At 57.2% G+C, this 21894-nt stretch carries 20 protein-coding genes; 5 read left to right on the forward strand and 15 right to left on the reverse strand.

Annotation, left to right across the window (positions count from 1 at the left end):
• Window positions 1-15: 15 nt before the first annotated feature.
• Window positions 16-852 (forward strand): NAD(+) diphosphatase, encoded by an 837-nt coding sequence (gene nudC / locus ABRP31_RS11990; RefSeq protein ID WP_349970808.1) that lies wholly within the window; start codon window positions 16-18, stop codon window positions 850-852.
• On the opposite strand, the gene ABRP31_RS11995 is transcribed toward nudC, so the two are convergent.
• The 5 genes from ABRP31_RS11995 to ABRP31_RS12015 form a co-directional block, all read right to left on the reverse strand.
• On the reverse strand, window positions 820-1599 hold the full coding sequence (locus tag ABRP31_RS11995; protein ID WP_349970809.1) for a TSUP family transporter: 780 nt from the start codon (window positions 1597-1599) through the stop codon (window positions 820-822). The genes nudC and ABRP31_RS11995 overlap by 33 nt on opposite strands.
• 203 nt (window positions 1600-1802) lie before the next feature.
• A complete protein-coding gene (locus tag ABRP31_RS12000; RefSeq protein WP_349970810.1) occupies window positions 1803-2570 on the reverse strand; it encodes an SDR family oxidoreductase in 768 nt (255 codons plus the stop codon).
• A gap of 37 nt (window positions 2571-2607) precedes the next feature.
• Window positions 2608-3675 (reverse strand): phosphotransferase family protein, encoded by a 1068-nt coding sequence (locus ABRP31_RS12005; RefSeq protein WP_349970811.1) that lies wholly within the window; start codon window positions 3673-3675, stop codon window positions 2608-2610.
• 336 nt (window positions 3676-4011) lie between these two features.
• A complete protein-coding gene (locus ABRP31_RS12010) occupies window positions 4012-4326 on the reverse strand; it encodes an SCP2 sterol-binding domain-containing protein (protein ID WP_027899113.1) in 315 nt (104 codons plus the stop codon).
• 45 nt (window positions 4327-4371) lie between these two features.
• Window positions 4372-5082, reverse strand: coding sequence for a histidine phosphatase family protein (locus tag ABRP31_RS12015; protein WP_349970812.1), 711 nt, complete (start codon window positions 5080-5082; stop codon window positions 4372-4374).
• Window positions 5083-5275: 193 nt separating this feature from the next.
• On the opposite strand from ABRP31_RS12015, the gene sohB reads away from it, so the two are divergent.
• On the forward strand, window positions 5276-6298 hold the full coding sequence (gene sohB / locus ABRP31_RS12020) for a protease SohB (RefSeq protein WP_349970813.1): 1023 nt from the start codon (window positions 5276-5278) through the stop codon (window positions 6296-6298).
• A 75-nt stretch (window positions 6299-6373) separates the two neighbouring features.
• Here sohB and ABRP31_RS12025 read toward each other — a convergent pair whose 3' ends face one another.
• Window positions 6374-6868 (reverse strand): DUF934 domain-containing protein, encoded by a 495-nt coding sequence (locus tag ABRP31_RS12025; protein WP_087270147.1) that lies wholly within the window; start codon window positions 6866-6868, stop codon window positions 6374-6376.
• Window positions 6852-8510, reverse strand: coding sequence for a nitrite/sulfite reductase (locus ABRP31_RS12030; RefSeq protein ID WP_349970814.1), 1659 nt, complete (start codon window positions 8508-8510; stop codon window positions 6852-6854). Before ABRP31_RS12030 ends, ABRP31_RS12025 begins: the two co-directional genes overlap by 17 nt.
• A gap of 499 nt (window positions 8511-9009) precedes the next feature.
• Here ABRP31_RS12030 and ABRP31_RS12035 point away from each other — a divergent pair, with 499 nt between their 5' ends.
• Window positions 9010-10095 carry an ABC transporter substrate-binding protein gene (locus tag ABRP31_RS12035; protein WP_349970815.1) on the forward strand — a complete coding sequence of 362 codons (1086 nt, stop codon included), beginning with the start codon at window positions 9010-9012 and terminating at the stop codon, window positions 10093-10095.
• Window positions 10096-10104: 9 nt separating this feature from the next.
• Here ABRP31_RS12035 and ABRP31_RS12040 read toward each other — a convergent pair whose 3' ends face one another.
• The 3 genes from ABRP31_RS12040 to xthA all read right to left on the reverse strand — a co-directional run bounded on the left by ABRP31_RS12040 (window position 10105) and on the right by xthA (window position 12758).
• Entirely contained in the window at window positions 10105-10335 is a 231-nt protein-coding gene (locus tag ABRP31_RS12040; RefSeq protein WP_349970816.1) for a DUF2970 domain-containing protein, read from the reverse strand.
• Window positions 10336-10423: 88 nt separating this feature from the next.
• Window positions 10424-11761, reverse strand: a complete 1338-nt coding sequence (locus ABRP31_RS12045; protein WP_349970817.1) for a phosphate ABC transporter substrate-binding/OmpA family protein — start codon at window positions 11759-11761, stop codon at window positions 10424-10426.
• A gap of 184 nt (window positions 11762-11945) precedes the next feature.
• Window positions 11946-12758, reverse strand: coding sequence for an exodeoxyribonuclease III (gene xthA / locus ABRP31_RS12050; RefSeq protein ID WP_349970818.1), 813 nt, complete (start codon window positions 12756-12758; stop codon window positions 11946-11948).
• A gap of 130 nt (window positions 12759-12888) precedes the next feature.
• Between xthA and ABRP31_RS12055 the strand changes: the two genes are divergently transcribed.
• Window positions 12889-13689: a glucose 1-dehydrogenase gene (locus ABRP31_RS12055; protein WP_349970819.1), complete on the forward strand. Its 801-nt coding sequence runs from the start codon at window positions 12889-12891 to the stop codon at window positions 13687-13689.
• Window positions 13682-15508 (forward strand): glycoside hydrolase family 15 protein, encoded by a 1827-nt coding sequence (locus ABRP31_RS12060; protein ID WP_349970820.1) that lies wholly within the window; start codon window positions 13682-13684, stop codon window positions 15506-15508. Before ABRP31_RS12055 ends, ABRP31_RS12060 begins: the two co-directional genes overlap by 8 nt.
• 203 nt (window positions 15509-15711) lie before the next feature.
• On the opposite strand, the gene ABRP31_RS12065 is transcribed toward ABRP31_RS12060, so the two are convergent.
• From ABRP31_RS12065 to ABRP31_RS12085, 5 genes are read right to left on the reverse strand one after another with little or no spacing between them, the layout of a single operon-like run.
• Window positions 15712-17145: a DUF2723 domain-containing protein gene (locus ABRP31_RS12065; protein WP_349970821.1), complete on the reverse strand. Its 1434-nt coding sequence runs from the start codon at window positions 17143-17145 to the stop codon at window positions 15712-15714.
• A gap of 22 nt (window positions 17146-17167) precedes the next feature.
• Window positions 17168-18154, reverse strand: a complete 987-nt coding sequence (locus ABRP31_RS12070; RefSeq protein ID WP_087270172.1) for a lysylphosphatidylglycerol synthase transmembrane domain-containing protein — start codon at window positions 18152-18154, stop codon at window positions 17168-17170.
• Window positions 18151-18891, reverse strand: a complete 741-nt coding sequence (locus ABRP31_RS12075) for an SDR family oxidoreductase (protein WP_349970822.1) — start codon at window positions 18889-18891, stop codon at window positions 18151-18153. The genes ABRP31_RS12070 and ABRP31_RS12075 overlap by 4 nt, the downstream gene beginning before the upstream one ends.
• A gap of 13 nt (window positions 18892-18904) precedes the next feature.
• Window positions 18905-20221 carry an FAD-binding oxidoreductase gene (locus tag ABRP31_RS12080; protein ID WP_349970823.1) on the reverse strand — a complete coding sequence of 439 codons (1317 nt, stop codon included), beginning with the start codon at window positions 20219-20221 and terminating at the stop codon, window positions 18905-18907.
• Window positions 20218-21681 (reverse strand): UbiA family prenyltransferase, encoded by a 1464-nt coding sequence (locus ABRP31_RS12085; protein WP_349970824.1) that lies wholly within the window; start codon window positions 21679-21681, stop codon window positions 20218-20220. The genes ABRP31_RS12080 and ABRP31_RS12085 overlap by 4 nt, the downstream gene beginning before the upstream one ends.
• Window positions 21682-21894 lie beyond the last annotated feature (213 nt).

Raw genomic sequence — 21894 nt, forward strand, 5'->3', positions numbered from 1 at the left:
GTTATGGGAGTTTTTATGTCAGTCCCTAGTCGCTGGACCACCGCCGTGCTGGATGTTCAGACTCCGGGCGGTTGGGCTGTAGTCCACAGCGAACAAGGTTTCCTGCTGGATGGTAATGGGACGATGTTTCCCCGGGAGTGGCTCAAGCGTCAGGATCTCCCGGTCAACAGCGAGCACGGTATCGGTTATTTCGATGGCGAGCCGGTGTACCTGTATGTACTCAAAGAAGCTGTAGAGGTCGAAGGCTGCACCTGGCAAGGGTTGCGTCAGTTCATGTTGTCCGGTGATTACCACGTCTTTCAGCTACTCGGCTATGCCGCGCAGATCAGCACCTGGGCACGAGAGCATCGGTTTTGTGGCAGTTGCGGAAGGCCAACAGTGCAGGTCCCGGGTGAGCGGGCCATGTATTGCGAGCATGACAACCTGCGTTTTTACCCGCGTATATCGCCCAGCATGATCGTGCTGATTACACGTGGCGACGAAATCCTGCTCGCTCGTTCGCCGCGCTTCGTGACAGGCGTATACAGCACGCTTGCCGGGTTTGTGGAGCCTGGGGAGTCAGCTGAAGACTGTGTGCGCCGCGAAGTCATGGAGGAGGTGCAGGTCAGGATCAGGAACATCAAATACGTGGGCAGCCAGTGCTGGCCGTTTCCGCATTCAATGATGCTGGGTTTCCATGCTGAATATGAGAGCGGCGAGATCGTGCCTCAAGCCGACGAAATCGAAGACGCACGCTGGTTCAATATCAATGATCTACCGCTATTGCCGGCCAGCCGGTCTATCGCCCGGCACCTGATCGAGTTGTATCTCGCGCAGCGCTCAGGCGCCCCCGAACCAGTGCTGCCAGGCTAGACGCGCGGTCAGGCACAGCACAACGGTAATGAACACGGGGCGAATGAATTTTGCTCCGCCCTTGATAGCGCTGCGGGCGCCCAGGGCGGCGCCGAGCATGACCGAGATGCCCATGCTCAAACCAATCAGCCAGTCCACCTGACCGGAAAAGATAAACACCGAAAGCGCGGCTGCGTTACTGACGAAATTCATGCTGCGTGCAACGCCGCTGGCTTTGACCAGATCAAGCGGATAGATCAGCAGCGAGCTGACCGTCCAGAAGGCACCGGTTCCCGGACCTGCCACACCGTCGTAAAAGCCCAGCCCCAGGCCTTGCGGCAGTTGCCACTTTTTCTTGATGGGCGCATCGCTATTGATCGGGGCCTTGGGGGTGCCACCAAACAGTAGATAAAGGCCGCAACCGAAGACGATCACCGGCAGCATCTGATTAATCCATTCGCCAGGCAGGTACTGAGCGATCACAGCACCGATCAATGCGCCGGCAGCGGTTCCGATCAGGGCGCGAGTCCACTGCCGTGGATGAAACAGCTTGCGTCGGTAGAAGGTGAAACCCGCGGTCGCCGAGCCGAAGGTCGAACTGAGTTTATTGGTGCCAAGCACCAGATGCGGCGGCAAGCCTGCGGTCATCAGCGCCGGAGTCGTCAGCAACCCACCACCCCCGGCAATCGCATCAATGAAACCTGCAACAAAGGCAACGACAACCAGCACCGCCAGGGTGCTTGGTTCGACACTCAGTTCAAATGGCATGGGAAGGGCTTACTTGGCAATCGGGCAGAAAAGGCTGCCTCACAAGCGGCGTATATTACTGCAGGAGGTCGCATTGTGTCGCGGATGTGCCTTCCTCTGTAGGCGCTGCCGAAGGCTGCGAAGCATTTATTCTGACGCACCGCGATGGCAGCCTTCGACAGCTCCTGCAAGGCATTTTTACCTGGCTTGCGGCAGAGGCTGTGTCAGGAAAGAAACCCACCATCCACGTTCAACGCAACACCCGTCGTATAGCTGGACGCTGCGCTCGCCAGGTACAACACGGCACCGGCCATTTCGGACGGATCAGCCACTCGCTTGAGCGGGATCTGCTGCAGGGCGGTCTTGAGTATGGAATCGTTCTTGACCAGCGCCGAAGCGAATTTGGTGTCGGTCAGGCCGGGCAGCAGGGCGTTGCAGCGGATGCCAAAAGGCGCGCATTCCTTGGCGAATACTTTGGTCATGTTGATCACCGCAGCTTTGGTGACTGAATAAATCCCCTGGAAAACTCCGGGAGAGACGCCATTGATCGATGCCACGTTGATGACGCTGCCGCCGCCGTTGTCGCGCATCAGCTTGCCAGCTTCGACCGACATGAAGAAATAGCCGCGAATATTCACATCCACCGTCTTCTGAAACGCGCCAGGGTCGGTGTCCAGCACGTTGCAGAATTGCGGATTGGTGGCCGCATTGTTGACCAGAATATCCAGCCGCCCGAATTGCTCACGAATCTGCGCGAAGACCGCCGTGATCTGTTCCATCTCACCAATATGACAAGCCATGGCTGTCGCTTGACCGCCATCGGCAATGATTGCGTCCGCCACATGTTGGCAACCGTCAATCTTGCGGCTGCTGACAATAACGTGCGCGCCTTGCTGAGCGAGCAATCTGGCGATGGCCTCGCCAATGCCGCGGCTGGCCCCTGAGACGAAAGCGATCTTGCCGTCGAGGTCGAACAACTCGGTTCTGGACATAGTGTTTTCCTTCTTTGGTCGCAGTATTGGGTCGTAGTCAGAGGGCGGATTTGCCAATCACTTGCAGGCTCATGTGTTCAAGCAACTTGTTCATGTGGATGAACTGTGCAAAGCGCTTGTCCTGTGTCTGACCATGGAAGAAGCGGTAGTAGATCTGCTGCACGATCCCGGCAAGACGGAACAGCCCGTAGGTGTAGTAGAAATCGAAGTTATCGATGCGGATGCCCGAGCGTTCGGCGTAATAGTCAACGAACTGCTCCCGGGTCAGCATGCCCGGCGCGTGGCTGGGCTGGCGTCGCATCAATTGGACCGGGGCAGGGTCGTCTGCCTGGATCCAGTAAGCCAGGGTGTTACCCAAGTCCATCAGTGGATCGCCAAGTGTGGTCATCTCCCAGTCCAGCACGCCAATGATCTGCATGGGATTGGCGGGGTCCAGCAGCACATTATCGAAGCGATAGTCGTTGTGGACGATGGCGGGCACTGGATGGTCCGCCGGCATTTTGTCCTTGAGCCATGCCTTTACCTGCGTCCAGTCTGGCGCATCCGGCGTGCGGGCATTGTCATAGCGATCAGTCCAGCCGCGAATCTGGCGCTCCACATAGCCCTCGGGTTTGCCCAGATCACCCAGGCCACAGGCTTGATAGTCCACGCGGTGCAATTCCACCAGGCGGTCAATGAAGCTTTTGCACAGGGTTTGGGTCTGGGCGGCATCGAGGTTGAGATCGGTTGGCAAGTCTGAACGCAGGATGATGCCCTTGATCCGTTCCATGACATAAAACTCGGAACCGATCACTGACTCATCCACGCAGTGCAAGTAAGCCTTCGGGCAGTACGGGAACGCATCCTTAAGCTGATTGATGATGCGAAATTCGCGACCCATGTCATGGGCCGATCGGGCTTTTTGGCCGAAGGGTGGGCGCCGCAGTACGAACTCCTGATTCGGGTACTGCACCAGATACGTAAGGTTCGATGCACCGCCGGGGAACTGGCTGATCTGGGGCGTTCCTTCCAGGCCCGGTATCTGTGCCTTGAGGTAGGGGTCTATGAGCGCGGCATCCAGCTCTTCGCCTGCGCGGATCTGTGTGGACTGGTCAGTAAGCGCCATGCTTATCCCTTCTACTTATTATGGTGCGCGTAGATCATTGACTAATCGAATGGTGCTAACAACGTGCGAGCCGTCTTATTGGCCGCCGTGTTGCTGGTCGATCATCGGTTTTGATAGCTCTGATCCCTGACACCACGCTAGTTGCAGGAGCGCTCGAGCCACGCGAGGCCGCGATTGCTGTGTATCAGACAGGCCGCCATCGCTGCCTCACGTTGCCCATGAGCTCCTAATGAAACTCGTTAAAGTCAGATAGTTTTTTTATAGGAGGCCAAACAAAAAACAGCCAAAAAAAACCGAAGCACGCAGGCTTCGGTTTTCATGTTCAAGGCGCAGCGATCAGGCCGGGAACAGTTCGCTGAGCTTCATCGCCAGCATCATGTCGCCTTCAGCGCGCAGTTTGCCGCCCATGAAAGCCTGCATGCCGTCGGTTTCGCCGCTGACGATACCTTCCAGTGTTTCGCCGTCCATCACCAGTGTGACCTGTGCGTCAGGGTTTTCGCCTTCCTGCAGCTCGCAGGTGCTGTCTTTGACGATCAGCGAGAAATGTTTGTCTTCATCGATGCGAAAGCCGAAAACCAGGTCCAGGCCAGCAGCGGCACTTGGGTTGAACTTGGCTTTCATGGCTTGAACGGCGTCGGCTACGGAGGTCATGGTTCGATCCTTTTAGTGGTTGTTCTGCAACAAGGTTTGCCTGGGTCATCGATAAGTGATGAGTTCCGGCATGTTCATCAGTTGTAAGTGAGCATGGTCGTTGAAGCCTGCCAAAGAGACTTGCTGACCGCGAAACTTGAGTTGGTTGAAAGAGGTATTAACGATGTGCCAGTTAAGCTGGAACGCCTGCTCGGCCGGCATCCGGGTAATCAGGTGGAGCAGGGCGGTGATGGTGCCGCCCGAGGTGAAGACGGCAATTCGTTCGCCGCCTTTGGCGCGTTCAAGTATTCGATTCAACCCGGCCTGAACCTGAGCCACAAATCCCTGCCAACTCTGCAAGCCTTCACTGGCATGGCTACCGCTGAGCCAGCGCGAGACTATCAGTGAGAAAAGGCGTTGAAACTCGGCACGGTGCTGAGCGGCGTTACGCATTACGTGCAGCGCTTCGGGCTCATCTTCAAGCATGGCGGGCAACAGAGTGCGGATCACGGCTTCGGCGTCGAACTCATCGAAGGCTGAATCGATCTCCAGTTCAGGCGTCTTCAGCCCGCAAGCATTGAGTTGGCCAAGCGTCAGTTCAGCAGTGTGCTGCTGTCGACGCAAACCGCCAGCGATACAGCGATCAAACCCTGAGCCTGTCCGGGACAAATGTGCGCCGAGCACTTCTGACTGACGGATGCCGATCGGCGACAGCACGTCGTAGTCGTCGGCACCAAAAGACGCTTGGCCATGTCGTATCAGATAGATGCTGCCCACGTCCGTTACTCGGTACGTTGAAGTGTTTGCGAGGTTATGAGGATGCCGAAGGCGTGTCAATGAAAAAACATACGCTTGTTTGAATGGGGCATCCGCAAGCGATTAGCGGCTGGTCGCCGACAGGCCGCGCCGGTATGCTTGAGCAATCCGCGACCCTTGAATGGTAAGGGCGCAATCCAAATGAGGAGTCTCTGTGGAGTTTTTAGCCGATTACGCCAGCTTCCTGGCCAAAACGGTCACCCTGGTTGTCGCTATCGTCATTGTGCTGGTGGCCATTGCCTCTATGCGCGGCAAAGGTCGTCGTCGGTCAGCCGGGCAGTTGCAAGTCACCAAGCTCAACGATTTCTACAAGGCACTGCGTGAGCGTCTTGAGCAATCCCTGCTGGACAAGGAACGCCTCAAAGCACTACGTAAAGAGCAGGCCAAGAGCCTCAAGAAAGACAAGAAGCAAGCCGAGCCCAAGCCTCGTGTGTACGTGCTGGATTTCGACGGCGACATCAAGGCGTCCGCGACTGAAAGCCTGCGTCACGAAATCACCGCACTGTTGACCCTGGCGACCGACAAGGACGAAGTCGTACTGCGTCTGGAAAGCGGCGGCGGCATGGTCCACAGCTACGGCCTGGCGTCTTCGCAACTGGCCCGCATCCGTCAGGCAGGTATTCCGCTGACTATCTGTATCGACAAAGTAGCGGCCAGCGGCGGCTACATGATGGCCTGCATCGGTGACAAGATCATCAGCGCACCTTTCGCTATCCTGGGTTCCATCGGCGTCGTGGCCCAACTGCCTAACGTCAACCGTCTGCTGAAGAAGCACGACATTGACTTCGAAGTGCTGACTGCAGGCGAGTACAAGCGTACGTTGACCGTATTTGGCGAAAACACTGAAAAAGGCCGTGAGAAGTTTCAGCAGGATCTGGACATCACCCACGATCTGTTCAAGAACTTCGTCGCCAACTACCGTCCGCAACTGGCCATCGATGAGGTGGCGACCGGCGAAGTCTGGCTGGGCGTTGCAGCACTCGACAAGCAACTGGTGGATGAGCTCAAGACCAGTGACGAATACATCGGTGAGCGTGCCAAGTCTGCTGAAGTGTTCCACTTGCATTATGTGCAGCGTAAAAGCCTGCAAGAACGCATGGGCATGGCGGCCAGCACTTCGCTGGATAGTTTGTTGACGCGCTGGTGGAGTCGCCTGACACAACAGCGCTTCTGGTAAATCCGAAAAACGCCGCCTGCAAAAAAAAGCCCAGTCTGGAAATCCAGGCCTGGGCTTTTTTTAGCCGCTAACGACTTAACGTCTGCGGAACAACGGCAGCGGTTCGTCGGTTGCTGCCTGATACGTCACCGAGAAATCCTTCAGGCCTTCAAGGGCTTCGTACGGGTCTTTGTCAGCGCGAATCGCGAACGCATCAAAGCCGCAGCGATGCAGGTAGAACAGTTGGTCGCGCAGTACGTCGCCGATAGCGCGCAGTTCACCCTTGTAGCCATAGCGATCACGCAGCAGGCGGGCGTTGGAGTAGCTGCGGCCGTCGGTGAACGCCGGGAAGTTCAGGGCAATGACCTGAAACTTGTCGACATCAGCACCGATTTCCTCAGCCTCTTCGTCGCTGTCCAGCCACACACCCAGACCGCCGTCTCGGGCAGCCAGCGCGTGACCATGCTCGCGCCACAGCGCGAGGGGAACGATCAGATCGTCGCAATTGGACAGCTCATCAAACGATGTCTCCTTGGGCAGCAGGTGCCAGGTTTCATCAATGACTTCGTTGTTCTTAATTATTCGCTGCATAGACGCGCTCCTTGAAAGGGTCGATGCCGATACGCTGGTAAGTGTCGATGAAGCGCTCGTCTTCGTTGCGTTTTTCAACGTAAACGTCAATCAGCTTCTCGATCACATCCGGCATAGCGTCCTGTGCGAACGAAGGGCCAAGGATCTTGCCCAGGCTTGCGTCGCGGCTTGCGCTGCCACCCAGGGAAACCTGATAGAACTCTTCGCCTTTCTTGTCCACGCCCAGAATGCCGATATGGCCGACATGGTGGTGACCGCATGCGTTCATGCAACCGGAAATGTTCAGGTCCAGCTCGCCGATGTCGAACAGGTAGTCCAGATCGTCAAAACGGCGCTGGATGGATTCGGCAATCGGGATCGACTTGGCGTTGGCCAGCGAGCAGAAATCGCCGCCAGGGCAGCAGATGATGTCAGTCAGCAAGCCCACGTTTGGCGTGGCAAAACCTTGCTCACGCAGTTCCTGCCATAGGGCGAACAGTTGGGACTGCTCGACATCGGCAAGGATGATGTTTTGCTCGTGCGACGTGCGCAGTTGGCCATAGCTGTAACGGTCGGCCAGGTCAGCGACGCCATCGAGTTGCTTGTCAGTCAGGTCGCCCGGCGCAACACCGGTAGGCTTGAGGGACAGGGTGACCGCGACATAACCCGGCTTTTTATGCGCCAGGGTATTGCGCGTACGCCAGCGGGCAAAGCCGGGGTGCTCCTGATCCAGCTTCGCCAGCTCGACGCTGAAGTCGTCCAGCGCCTTGTAGTCCGGGTCAACGAAGTGCCTGGACACGCGGTGCACTTCAGCGTCGGTCAGTGTGGTCTGGCCACCACGAAGGTGAGCCATCTCGGCTTCAACTTTTTCGGCGAACACTTCAGGAGTCAGTGCCTTGACCAGAATCTTGATCCGCGCCTTGTACTTGTTGTCACGACGGCCATAACGGTTATAAACCCGCAGGATCGCGTCAAGGTAGCTCAACAGGTCCTGCCACGGCAGAAACTCGTTGATGAACGCGCCTACCACTGGCGTACGGCCGAGACCGCCACCAACCAGCACGCGGAAACCCAGCTCGCCCTTGTCATTCAGAACCGGCTCGAGGCCGATGTCGTGAACTTCAATAGCGGCGCGGTCGCTGGTGGAACCGTTGATCGCGATCTTGAACTTACGTGGCAGGTAAGCAAATTCCGGGTGGAATGTCGTCCATTGACGGACGATTTCGCACCATGGACGCGGGTCAACCAACTCGTCAGCCGCTACGCCGGCGAACTGATCGGTGGTGACGTTGCGCAGGCAGTTGCCGCTGGTCTGAATGGCGTGCATCTGCACAGTGGCCAGCTCAGCCAGAATATCGGGGATGTCTTCCAGCGCAGGCCAGTTGAACTGAACGTTCTGCCGTGTGCTGATGTGCGCGTAACCCTTGTCATAATCGCGAGCGATTTTCGCCATCATCCGTGCCTGGCGTGAGGTCAGCTGGCCGTAAGGCACAGCCACGCGCAGCATTGGCGCAAAACGCTGGATATAGAGGCCATTTTGCAGGCGCAACGGGCGAAACTCTTCTTCGCTGAGTTCTCCCGCGAGGTAGCGTCGGGTCTGATCACGGAACTGCTTTACGCGGTCCTCAATGATCCGCTGGTCGTACTCGTCGTATACGTACATATAGGTCCTGTTCTCAGGCAATTACCACAGCAAATCTGCGCGCACGGCCGCGCACTCCTGACGGAGCCGGGGGAAGATAACAGTTTGCGGATATACGCAAAAGTGGCGTTTGCCTATATGCAAATAGCTAAAGGCGATAAGCCTTTGGTCTGACGCCTTTAACCCTGCTTGTGGTATGGGCATAGCTCGTCTTTACTAGGGTCGAGTCTGACCTGAAACAACCAAAGACTCATCGCTTCATTCGTGCTGCCACTAATAAAACAGACAAGAGGCAATCTTAATGAGCAACCACCCCAAAGTTTCCAAGAACGACAGCCATGTCGATGCCTGGGCAATCTTCTTCATCATCATTCTTGTTGTGGGAGCTGCCGTTTTCTGGGTCAGCCACCAATAATAAAATCGAATACTCATTTAACGGTGCAGACAATCAGCTCAGCGGCCGATAGCTAATCAGAGATCTCCAGACCGGTCTTTTGACTTTCTATCAAGGCTTGTGGGTATGACAAGACATTGCTGTGCCGCACTTGCTGTTGTGCTGGGTTGCTGGTTGAGTCCGGCCAGCGCCGCATCAGTGCTGTTTCTGAGTCCGGGACCTGCCAGCGATGGCTACTGGTCAGCGTATGCGCGATTCATGCAGGCGGCAGCGACTCGCCTCGGCATGGATTTAACCGTGCGCTATAGCAACCGTGACACGCGAGAACTTATCGAGCTGGCTCGGGATGCCTTGCAAGGGCCGTTTCGCCCGGACTATCTGGTGTTTTCCAACGAGCTCAATGTTGCCCCCGAGATTCTTCGCTTGTCTCAGGGCAGCGACGTGACACTCTTTGCCGTGAATAACACCTTGACCGATGATCAGGTCAATATTCTGGGTGACCTACCGAAACGCTACCCGAACTTTATCGGCAGCCTGATCGGCAACGATGAGGAGGGCGGTTATCTGACGGCAAAACGTCTGATCAGCCTGTACGCGACATCGAAGCCAGGTCAGTCGATAGAGATGCTCGCTTTTTCCGGTACCAATACAACGCCGGTTTCACTGAAGCGGGAGCAGGGCATGCTTCGCGCCCTGGCTGAGCATCCCGAAGTTCGTCTGCGACAGATTGTGTTGGGCGGTTGGCGACGGGATCGGGCACTTGAACAGGCGCGGGTGTTGCTAAAGCGTTACCCCGACATTGGCTTGATCTGGGCCTCCAACGATCAGATGGCATTCGGCGCCATGGACGCGGTGCGCGAAATGGGCCGCGAGCCGGGTAAAGATGTGTTGTTCAGCACCATCAACTGGGCGCCCCATTCCTTGAACGCTTTACAGAATGGCCAGATTAGTGCGCTGGCCGGTGGACATTTCATGCTGGGCGGGCTGGCGATGGTTTTGTTGAATGATTACGACGCGACTGATCCAGCTACTCGCAAAGCCATCGGGAGCCAGCAAGCCAGGGTTATGAAGCTGGTGGGGATCAGTGATCTCAAACAGATACGCTCGAACAGCAAGCGCGATGACTACGGTGTGGACTTTCGCACCCTGAGCCTGAAAGGCCAGCCTGCCAGCAACGACTACTCATTTTTGTCCCGACCATTGCCGCACTAGGTGGTGCGTTCAATCGAGTGCGAAATAGAGGATCAGGTTCACCACACCGAACAGCAGCGCTGCGAGGAAAACGGTAAACAACAGGCCAATAACGGCAAAATGGATGGGTTTGCCATGGTTAAAGTCTCGCTCCCGGTTCTTTCCGCTTTGCACACCAAACGCGGCGGCCATGACGCTGTGTAGCATCTGCCAGAATGTGGGTGGTTTGCGGTCTTCGGACTCGGGCGGTGGCGTGTTCATAAGGCCTCCTGAACGTGTACTCGGGAGAATAGCCGAGCTGGAGAGTCTTTAGTGGCTACTTCTGTTTTCTGTCGGGCTGCCATCTCCGTCAATTCACCCACACCTCAACACGGCGATTCTTGATGCGTCCGTCATCGAGATCATTGGCTGCAACCGGCATCTCGTCGCCTAAACCAAGAACATCCCGCAACGTGACATCGTTTTTTATCAATTCCCGTCGAACGGCCATTGCCCGTAACCGGGACAGCAGTTGCGCGCGCCGTGTATCGCTCTTGGCATCGCCGAAACCTACCAGCGTCACGCGCTGATCGAGTTTGTCGTGCTGTTTCAGGTAGTCCGCTACTCGCTTTACATCGAGCAACGCCTTGTTATCAAGTCGGGCACTGCCCTGAGCAAAACGGAAGTTCACCGACAGGCGTTCCGCCTCTCGCGTCAGCGCCTGATACTCGCCAGGCATTTGCGCCGTGGCCTGGACCTTGATGGCCTGTACGGTCTGCGCCACAAAGCCGTTTTGCGCCACGATGGCCTGACCTTCCGCACTCTGGGCGAAGTTGACCAACGCGTTCGCCCAAGGGTGTTGCGCCTCCACTGGGAGATAGAGGTACAGGCGTCGTGATAAAGGGTAATCCTCTGTGGCGATCAGGCCTGCTGTGGGCAGCATCGGCCGGGATCCTCCGTCGGCAATCGCCACGGCTTTGGAGTGACGTACGTAGGGCAGTCCGATGAAACCGATACCGTTACGATCCCTGCTGACTTCGTCAGAAAGTTGCTCGCTGGACTCGAAACGCTTCGCGCCAAGGGAAAGCGCCTTGCGGTATTTGAGCAGAACCAGTTCTTTGAACGTTTCGAACGTGCCCGATTGTTCGTCACGGACATAAAGATGGATTTCTCCATCCTTGCCGCCCAACTCCTGCCAGTTGTGGATTTCGCCGGAAAATATCTGCGCCAGCTGTTCTGTGGTGAGTTCGCGTAGGGGGTTGCCGGGGTGCAGGATAACTGCAACTCCGTCGATGGCGATGACCTGCTCGGCTGCGGCGTTTTTCATGTTACCGATTTCTGCAAGGTCCTGAGCTTCGGCTTCCTTGATTGGACGTGACGACGCGGCGATGTCGGCTTTTCTGGCCTTCAAGGCACTGAACCCTGTACCGGAACCATGAGCTGCGACCTCGACCATAAGTTGTTGACCGTCAGGGGTAGTGCCGATCACGCGGAGTTCGTTGGCGGCCGGGCCCGCTTCGCGGTGAACGTTGTGAAGTCCCTGCTTGCTTAACAGGCCTTCAACGAGCGCTGGACCGAGCTGCGCGTCAATGGTGTTTGAGCCATGAATGCGTAGCACGGGTTTACTGTCGGCGGGTGAAGGAAGGCTGGCGGTCGCGTCAAACGCTGTCAAGGCGAGGGCGGCCAGCAAAAACGCAGCGCGCAGCATGTGCGGCACCTTGAATTTAAGGAAAGTGCCGGGAGATTAAGTCGAAACGATTACCGGAATATGACAGTTGGATTCCTGCCCGGTCGGACGTGGAACTGGTATTAGCCGGAAAAGCCGGTACATCCACCGGATTTATGTCGGCAGGCTTCCCGGCTAAGCCGGTCCCACGTCTATCACTCCGGAATCAGCTCAACTCCAGCCAGATTGGCGCATGGTCAGACGGTTTTTCCATGCCGCGCAGTTCGTAATCGACGCCGCCGGCCTTGATGCGGGGCTGCAAGCCATTCGAAGCCATGATCAAATCGATGCGCAGGCCGCGCTTGGGTTGATCCTCGAAGCCTCGGCTGCGGTAGTCAAACCAGCTGAATTGATCGATGACTTCCGGGTGCAGGTGGCGGAAGCTGTCTACCAGGCCCCAGTTCTTCAAGCGTGCCATCCATTCACGTTCTTCAGGCAGAAAACTGCACTTGCCGGTTTTCAGCCAGCGTTTGGCGTTGTCCGGGCCAATGCCGATGTCGCTGTCTTCCGGGGAAATATTCACGTCGCCCATGACGATCAGCGGTTGGTCGTTGCTGAAGCGGGTTTCCAGCAGTGCCTGAAGGTCGTTATAAAAGCGTTGTTTGGCGGGGAACTTGGTCGGATGGTCACGGCTTTCTCCCTGTGGGAAATAGCCGTTCATGATGGTAATCGGTTGTCCACTGTCGTCGGCATATGTGCCCCAGATGAAGCGCTTCTGCGATTCCTCATCATCTGTCTCGAAGCCTTTGTGTAGCGCCAATGGCATTTTGCGGGAGAGCAGGGCCACGCCGTAGTGGCCCTTCTGGCCGTGGAAGTGCACGTGATAGCCCAGTGCTTCGATATCGGCCTGGGGGAACTGTTCATCCGAGACTTTGGTTTCCTGCAGCCCGATAACGTCGGGCTGGTGTTTTTCGATCAGCGCTGCCAACTGATGAGGGCGGGCACGAAGCCCGTTGATGTTGAACGAAACGATTTTCATGGGCAGGCAGTCCTGGCAAATACAAAAAAAGCGATGCTAGCTGACCTAGCGTTTCATCACCAGCACTGCACTGAACTTCAACGAAGCCTCGCCGGTCAGCTTTACATGTTGATCAAGAGGGCTTTAGTCCATGCATATTTCACTGGAGCAACAAGTCGCTTTGGTCACCGGGGCCAGTTCCGGCCTGGGCGCAGGGGCTGCCAAGGCCTTGGCGGCGGCGGGCGCAGCGGTGGTCGTCAACTACAACTCCCAGGCCGAACCCGCTGAAAAGCTTGTCGAGCAAATCATCGCCGCAGGTGGCCGGGCTGTAGCTATCGGTGCCGATGTGTCGAAGGAAGAAGAGGTCGAGCAGCTCTTCGCTAAAACCCTTGAACACTTTGGTCATCTGGACATTCTGCTGGCCAATTCCGGGCTGCAAAAAGATGCTTCCATTGTCGATATGACTCTGGCGGACTGGAACAAAGTCATCGACGTCAATCTCACCGGTCAATTTCTTTGTGCTCGCGCCGCGCTGCGGCAGTTCATCAGCCAAGGCATGCGGCCTGGCGTGTCTCGCGCCATGGGCAAGATCATTCACATGAGCTCTGTGCACCAACTGATTCCCTGGGCGGGTCACGGCAATTACGCGGCTTCCAAAGGAGGGGTAGATTTGTTGATGCGCAGCATTGCCCAGGAAGTAGGCGAGAAGCGAATCCGGGTCAATAGCATTGCACCGGGCGCCATACGCACCGCTATCAACGAGGAGGCCATGGCGGGCGATAAAGAAGCCAAACTTCTGAAGTTGATCCCTTATGGCCGGGTCGGCGAAGCCGAAGACGTGGCCAACGCAGTGGTCTGGCTGGCATCGGACCTGTCCGATTATGTCCACGGCACCACGTTGTTTATCGATGGCGGCATGAGCCTATATCCGGAGTTTCGAGACAATGGCTGATTTCCCGGAAGAACCGCAAAATCACATTGAAAATCACGGCATCATTGGCGACATGCGCAGCGCTGCGCTGGTGGCCGACACCGGCAGCATCGACTTTTGCTGTTGGCCGGATTTTGACAGCCCGTCGATTTTCAGTGCGTTACTCGACACCAACAAAGCCGGTATTTTCAAACTCGCGCCGGTTTTACCCAATGCCCGCCGCCAGCAGATTTATCTGCCGGACACCAACGTGCTGCAAACCCGCTGGATCGACGAGGACGCGGTGGTTGAAATCACCGACCTGATGCCGGTCAGCGACGATGTCGAAGATTTACCGCGTGTGGTGCGTCGTGTCGAGCTGCGTTACGGCCAGGCAACGATTCGTATGCAGTGCCGGGTCCGGCTGGATTACAGCCGCGCTGAAACGGTGGCGAAGCTAGACGGTGATGACGTTTGTTTCGAGGCACCGGGTCAGCCCGGTATGCGTCTGTCGGCCAATGTGCCGATGCAGGTTGAAGGTCAGGCAGCTATCACAGAGTTCACCCTTAAACAGGGCGAATTTGTGGAGTTTATTCTCGGCGGTATCGACGATCCTCAGGTCAGTGCCGGGCAATGCCAGAAATATTTCACTGACACCCTGGCGTTCTGGCGGCGCTGGAGCAATAAGTCTGCATACCGCGGCCGCTGGCGGGAAATGGTCAACCGCTCGGCGCTTGCGCTCAAACTGCTGACCTCGCGCAAACATGGCGGAATCGTCGCTGCTGCTACGTTTGGTCTGCCGGAAACGCCCGGCGGCGAGCGTAATTGGGATTATCGCTACAGCTGGATTCGCGATGCCTCGTTTACGGTTTATGCCTTCATGCGCCTGGGATATACCGAGGAAGCCAATGACTTCATGCGCTGGGTGCGCGGTCGTCTGGGGGACTGCGTCGAGGATTCGAACAAGCTCGGGATTCTCTACAGTCTCGATGGTCGTGAAGAACTACCCGAAGAGCACCTTGAGCATTTCACCGGCTACGGCGGCGCGTTGCCTGTGCGCATCGGCAACGAGGCGTACAAACAGACTCAGCTGGATATCTACGGCGAGCTGATGGACGCCGTTTACCTCGCCAACAAGTATGGCGAAGCGATCTCTTATGAAGGGTGGAAGCACGCGACACGACAGGTGGATTACGTCTGTGAGCATTGGCGCGATCGAGATGTCGGTATCTGGGAAATGCGCGGCGACGACCAGCATTTTCTGCATTCCAGGCTGATGTGCTGGGTGGCTCTGGACCGGGCTTTGCGTCTGGCTTTCAAGCGCTCGTTACCTGCCCCTTTTGATCGCTGGGACAAGGAGCGTCAAGCGATTCATGACGACATCTGGAACAACTTCTGGGACGCTGACCTTGGTCATTTTGTGCAGCACAAAGGCAGTCGTAATCTTGATGCATCGATGCTGCTGATGCCATTGGTGCGTTTCGTAGGTGCCAGTGATCCGCGCTGGGTGGCGACCCTGGATGCTATTGAAGCCACACTGGTGCGTGACGGCATGGTTTATCGCTATCGCAACGATGATGACCATCACGATGGGCTGGCAGGTGAGGAGGGTGCGTTCACAGCCTGTTCGTTCTGGTACGTCGAATGCCTGGCTCGCGCCGGGCGTGTCGAGCAGGCGCATCTGGAGTTCGAACAGCTGTTGCGCTACGCCAACCCTGTGGGACTTTACGCCGAAGAGTTCGACAGTTACGGGCACCACCTGGGTAATACGCCTCAGGCGCTGAGCCACCTGGCACTGATCAGCGCGGCGAGCTTCCTGGACCGTAAGCTCGATGGCGCCGAGACCCTCTGGCAGCCTTGATGGGAGAATGTGGGAGAGTCTAAGTTTGCCCGCCATCTGATTGGCGACGTGGGGCCGGCTGAAGCTGGTCCCGCGAGATCACATCAACCCTGTGGGGGCCGGGCTTGCCCGCGATAGAACACGGCAATATCACGTAAACAGCGTCCAGACTTATCGCGGGCAAGCCCGGCTCCCACAGGCGATTTCATTCCGGCTTGACAGGGTCAGCGACTCTGCAACGCATACCCCACCACCGCATTCTCCAACACGAAGCGTTCGCCGATCATGGCGCAGTAGCTGGTCCGGGTCAGGAATGCGCCGTGGCCTGCAAGAAACACTTTGATGTCGTTCACTTCCTCACACATTTCCAGCGTACGGCCTTGCAATGCGCCGCTGGCCTGAGCCGAGCGCAGGGCACCCATGGGTGTCCAGTCGGCGATGATCAGCGCACCGGGTGGGGCAGTTTGTTCATAGACGCGAACAAACTGCTCCGCCGATCGATCAGGCAGATACGGGGCCATGAAGTAGTGGATGTCGTCGCGAAAAGGCAGTGATTCACTGTGTACCGGCAGACGAATGACGCCTGTCGCGTACAACGAGTAAACCAGCAGAATGGCAATCGGTGAGCTGAGCACTGACAGATTCAGCAGCGACTGCGCGCTGCGATTGGCTGGCAGCAATCGGGTAAGGCTGATCACGCCAAGGATGCACAGCAGCGCAATACCCGGAAGGAAAAAGGTAAAGCGGTCAGTAACGTTGTAAGACACGGCAAAAACAAAGTTCAGTGCAGCCGCGCACCACAGCAGGCGCAAGCGTTGATCTTTGGGAAACAGGATCAGCCCCAACACCTGAGGGCCGATCAGCGACAACAGGAGAATGAACACTGAGTTCTTCTCATGCCACATGTCATCAAAGCGGAACAGACTGCCTTCCCAGTTGGGTGTCTGCGCGCGTACCGAGGAGCCAGTCAGGTAGCGATGGGCAATATCAATGAAGCTCATGCCCGATTGCAGGTCGTGGGCAATCCCGGGGAAGGCCACCGAAAAGCCCAAGATGAAACCCGGAATGGCCATTACAGTGCGCAACTTATGCTGGTAGAGCAACTGCACGTAAAGCGGTAGCAGCACCACGAATGTCAGTTGGTGAATGGCCGCACCGAGGCCGGTCAGCAGGCCAATGACCAGCAATTTGCTGAGGGCGCCAAAGCGTGGTCTCTGATCCAGGTGCACGTGGTAAGCCAGCAACACGAACAGCGAATTGAGAATGTAAACCTCTGCCTTGGTCGACACCCAGAACACCCCGTGAGCCAGGATCGTTGCCGTGGCTGCCAACAGGGCCTGACGCTGACTGCCGCCGACATTCACCGCCAGCGAGTAAATGATCCACGCGAGAGGCAGCAGAAGAATCGAGTTCAGCAGGCTCAGTACGTGAGGTCCGAACAGGTCGAAGACCAGTGTATTGATGAACTGGTAGAGCGGATGATCCAGGGGGCCAAGGGACTGACTGAAGTAGTGCCCCTGAGAGGCTTCGGCGAGAAACACGCCATTGTCCATCCACTGGATAGGCCCGCTGGAGGCAAGAAAGCTGGCGACTATTGCGCCGCAAAGTAACAAAAACGCCACTGCATTTGACGATTGACGGTGACTTCCCTGGACCATCGCATGACTCCTGTGCGGTGAATTATTCCGAAGTTGATTGTTCAATCAGTGTCCGGTCCTGCGCATTGTCTGCCTTGAGTTGCAGCAACATCACGGCGCCAATGGCCACGGCAAACCACAGGGTCGCCAGACGAATCAGCACCGTGGCTGCAATGGCATCGGCGCTGGACATGCCTTTCCAGACCAGCAGCCCGACCATCACCGCTTCGGCGCCGCCCAGCCCGCCGGGCATGAAACTGATCGCCCCGGCGAGCATTGCCAGCGCATAGACGAACACCGCGAAAGTCAGCTCGATATCGGCGCCCATCCAGTTGAGAATCCAGTGGAACGCCAGAGCTTCAGCGCTCCAGGCCACGACGCTGAGTGAGGTCACGCCCAACAGCAGACTCAGTCGATGGCAGCGCTGGGCAGCCAGCAGAACTTCAAGCAAATGGCGGCTGAGCCCGATCAGCTTTCCGCCCCCGGACGGGATTGCCGTAGCTATTCGCTCCAATAGTCTGCGCTGTGAAAGCACCAGCAGACCGATGCACACCAAGACCACTCCGACGATGATCATGGGCCGTGAATCCGGGTAAAGCGACAGGCCGAACAGGGTGAGCAAAACCACAGCAAACAGGTCCGAGAGGCGCTCGCTGAAAAACGCAGCAAAGCTCTGGGGGTAGGGCACGCCCCAACGTTTGAGCAATACCCCGCGTAGCGCTTCACCAGCCTTGCCGGGCGTCGTCGTCAGGGCGAAGCCTGCCAGATAGATCTTCAGGCTGGGCCGCCACGGCACAGGATGGCCAAGTACGTTCAGGTAAGTCTGCCAGCGCAGAAAACGCAGCCCGTAGTTGGCGGCTGACATCAGCAGCGCGATGGCAATGCCGATCAAGCCCACTTCACCTACTGCCTTGCTGACCGCTTCCCAGCCGCCCCACAGGGAAAATCCCAGGTAGCCCAGCGCGGAAAACACCACCGAAAGCACCACTGCGCGGTAACGCCAGCCCGAGAGCAACAGCGCTTCGCTCATAGATTCAGCCTCTTGAACAATGGCTGAGGTATCGAGCGAATGACCAGCATGATCAACGCCCAGAAACCGGGTGTGTAAAGCGTGGGAGCCTTGCGGGCGATTCCGGCAACGATGCGTTCCGCCACTTGTTGTGGCTGAGCCAGCAGTGCGGCGGGTAGCGACAGGCCTTGGGTCATCGGTGTATCGACAAACCCGGGTTTGATGGTCAATACGTGAACACCAACCTTGAACAGCCGCGCTTGCAAACCTTCACTAAAGGTCGAAACCGCAGCCTTGGCCGCGCCGTACAAATAGTTGGAAGGCCGACCACGATCCCCGGCGACTGACGAAATCACAGCCAGACTGCCGCAGCGCTGAGTTTCGAACTGATTGGCCAGCAAGGTCAGCAGGGCGATAACCGAAGTGCCATTGTTGGCAAACTCTTGCAGCGCAACGGCGACGTCCAGCTCACAGACCTTCTGGTCGGGCAGGGTGCCATGGGCAATCAGCGCGACGTCGATTTGGCCAAGCGCCCGCAGGCAGCTTTGCAACATGGCCGGGTGGGCGTTGATGTCCGTAGCGTCCATCTCGTGCAGGCTAACGACCTTGGCACCTCGGCCCTTGAGGTCGGCTGCGGTCTGTTCCAGCTTGTCGCCGTTACGCGCCACCAGAAAGAAGTCGCTGCCTTCATTAGCCCACAGTCGGGCGCAGGCGGTGGCGATAGCCGAGGTAGCGCCGATGATCAACACTCGTTTCATAAGAGGCCTCGTTTCATAAAATCACTCGTTTCCAGAAGCGCGACATCAGGGAAGGATCGCGCAGTGCTTCCAGACGCTCCCAGGCGGGGTAAGCCTGGCGGAAATCATTGCCGCTCATGTGGGCGTCCTTGGCCGGATACAGACGGCCGCCTGCCGTCCGGACAATCGCATCCAGACGCGGGAACAAAATGTGTTGCAGGTCACTGCTGTTGGGGAAATCCAGCGCCAGTGAGGTGCCGGGCAGGGGGAACGACAGCAAGCCGGGCGAGGCGATATCACCGCAGCGCTTGAGCACCGCGAGGAAAGATCCCTGACCTGATTCAGCAATAGCCCCGAGCAATTCGGCCATGGCCGCTTCGGCGTTGGCGTCGGGAATCACGCATTGATACTGTTGAAAGCCCTGGCGCCCGTAGATGCGATTCCAGTGCAGGATGCGATCCAGCGGATAGAAGAATGGTTCGTAGGCGCTTCGTTTTGCGGTGCGCTTACCCGGATGCGCACGCCAGTACAGCGAGTTGAACGCCTTCAGCGATACGTTATTGATCAACGAGACCGGAGGTGTCAGCGGCATTTTCAGACGGCTGCCGCGCTCGACTTCAAGGGAGCCATAACGTGCATGATCACCGACGATGAACACGCCTCGTCCGGTATTGGCGCCTTTGGCCAGGCAGTCGACCCAGGCCACGCTGTATTCATGCTGGTGATCCAGTTCCGCAGACAGGCTGAAAAACTCGGCCAGATTGGCGAAGCGCACCACCGTGCTGTCGATCTGGCTTGAGCGTACCGGCATCAGTTGCAGGTCAGCCCAGTTGATGACGCCGGTCAGGCCCAGGCCGCCAATACTGGCGGCGAACAGTCTGGTGTTTTCCAAGGCCGAACAGATGCGCGCCGTCTCGCCGTGGCGCAGCAGACCGAAACGCAGGACGTGGTTACCGAAGGTGCCACGCAAATGATGGTTCTTGCCGTGCACGTCATTGGCAATGGCGCCGCCCACGGTGGCGAACTGGGTGCCCGGTGTCACCGGTAAAAACCAGCCTTGAGGGATCGCCGCAGCGAGGATTTCGGCCAGCGTGACACCGGCTTCCACACGAATTTTGCCGGTGCTCCAGTCGGCGCGAATGAAGCGGTCCAGCGTGCGCATATGCAGCACCTGATCGCTGGCGGCCAGACAACTGTCACCGTAACTGCGGCCGTTGCCGTAGGGCAGGCTTGTGTGGTGCCGATCAATAACCTTGTGTATGTGATCGGTGAGGCCATCGATCCAGGGACAGGCGTGTCCGTGTTGCGCTGTTCGGGGGTATCTGCCCCAGGAATACAAAGGTTCGGTCATGCTGCAATCCAGAACACGAGGACGAAGAGGGCGCCGATCACCTGGCTCATGCGATCGCGAATCGCGAACACCACCGGATCATCGTTCATCAGGCCGCGATGGGTGAGCATCCAGACCCGGGTAATCCAGAACAGCAGCAAAGGGCAGGTCAGCCAGATGACATGAGGATGGCCGTACATTGCGACGGTCGAGCCTTCGTGGATGTACAGCGCCAGAACCATGACTGCCAGATGGCCGGAGGAGGCACCCAACGCGGCAATCATGTCCAGGTCGCCGGGGTAGTAGCCGCGGCCTCGCGCCTTGTCCATCAAGTCTTTGGCCCGTGCCTCGCGCAGTTCGGCATAGCGCTTGACCAGTGCGAGGCTGAGGAACATGAACATCGAGAAGGCCAGAATCCAGAACGTCAGAGGCAGGCTGAACGCGGCTGCACCGGCCAGGATGCGGGCGGTGTAAAGCATCGCCAGGACTATTACGTCCAACACCATTTGCCGCTTAAGGCTCAGCGAGTAGGCCAGCGTCAGCCCGTAATAAGCACCCAGCACCGCAGAAAATTGCCAAGGCAGCAACAGAGCAGCACCACCGAACGCGGCGATTAACAGGACAGGTACGATAATCAGCCCGGCCTTGATCGACAGCTTGCCGCTGGCGAACGGCCGCTTGCGCTTGGTCTGATGGTGGCGATCATCGGCCAGATCCAGCAGATCGTTCAGTACATAGACACTGGAAGCACACAGGCCGAAGAACAGGAACGCCAGTACGCCGTTGATCAGCAAATCTGCTCTGCCAAACTGGTGTGCCGCGAGCAAAGGGACGAAGATCAGGGCGTTCTTCATCCACTGATGCATGCGCAACGCCTTGCGCCAGTCGCGCAGGCTGGAGGTATTTGAGTTGATGACGGTTTTAACGTTGCCCTGAGCTTTGGCCTTCTTCTCGACCCCCGAGAATGGATTAACCACAATCGCCTCGCGGGCTGCGTCCCACACAGGCAGATCATCCATGGAGTTACCGAGGTAATCGAAGCCGTTCTGACCGTAGTGTCCCACCAGCAGGTCGCGCTTTTTGTTTGCTGTCAGGTTGCGCTCGGCGTTAGAGGCCACCACCAGGTCAAAGAGCTGCAAATGTTCTGAAATGCGTTTTGCCAGGCTGTCATGGCTGGCGGTCGCCAATACGATCATCCGTCCCTTGGCCCTTTCGGCTTCGATCATTTCGATCACTTGCGGGTCATACGGCAGCACAGTGACGTCGATCTGGGTATTGAGGGCCAGGCCTTCTTTGAGCGCCGCCTTACCCTTCAATAACCATCCAAACAGTTTAAAAATTTGCAGTGGATGACTTCGAATGAATGTCATCGCCGTTTCCATCAATAAGTCGGATCGCAATAGCGTGCCATCGAGATCAACAACTAAGGGGAATGAAGTCTGGGGGTTCGTCTCATGAACTCTTCCCTGAATTCTGGCCATATCTGTGCGCTCCTGCCGGGGTTGAGCGCACTATGAAACGGAATGTTACTTTCGCCACCTCAATAAAATTAAACAGCTCTGCTTATATCGTCAGTGCGCTGGCGTCAGAAAGTTTCCCGACGCTGTAAGCCTTGATAAACATGGCAAGTGTTTCATCAGGCTTACAACCCAACCGGTATTTCCAGCGTCGGATACTCATATCGAATCTGACTG

Source organism: Pseudomonas caspiana (assembly GCF_040224095.2).
GTDB classification, from domain to species: domain Bacteria; phylum Pseudomonadota; class Gammaproteobacteria; order Pseudomonadales; family Pseudomonadaceae; genus Aquipseudomonas; species Aquipseudomonas caspiana.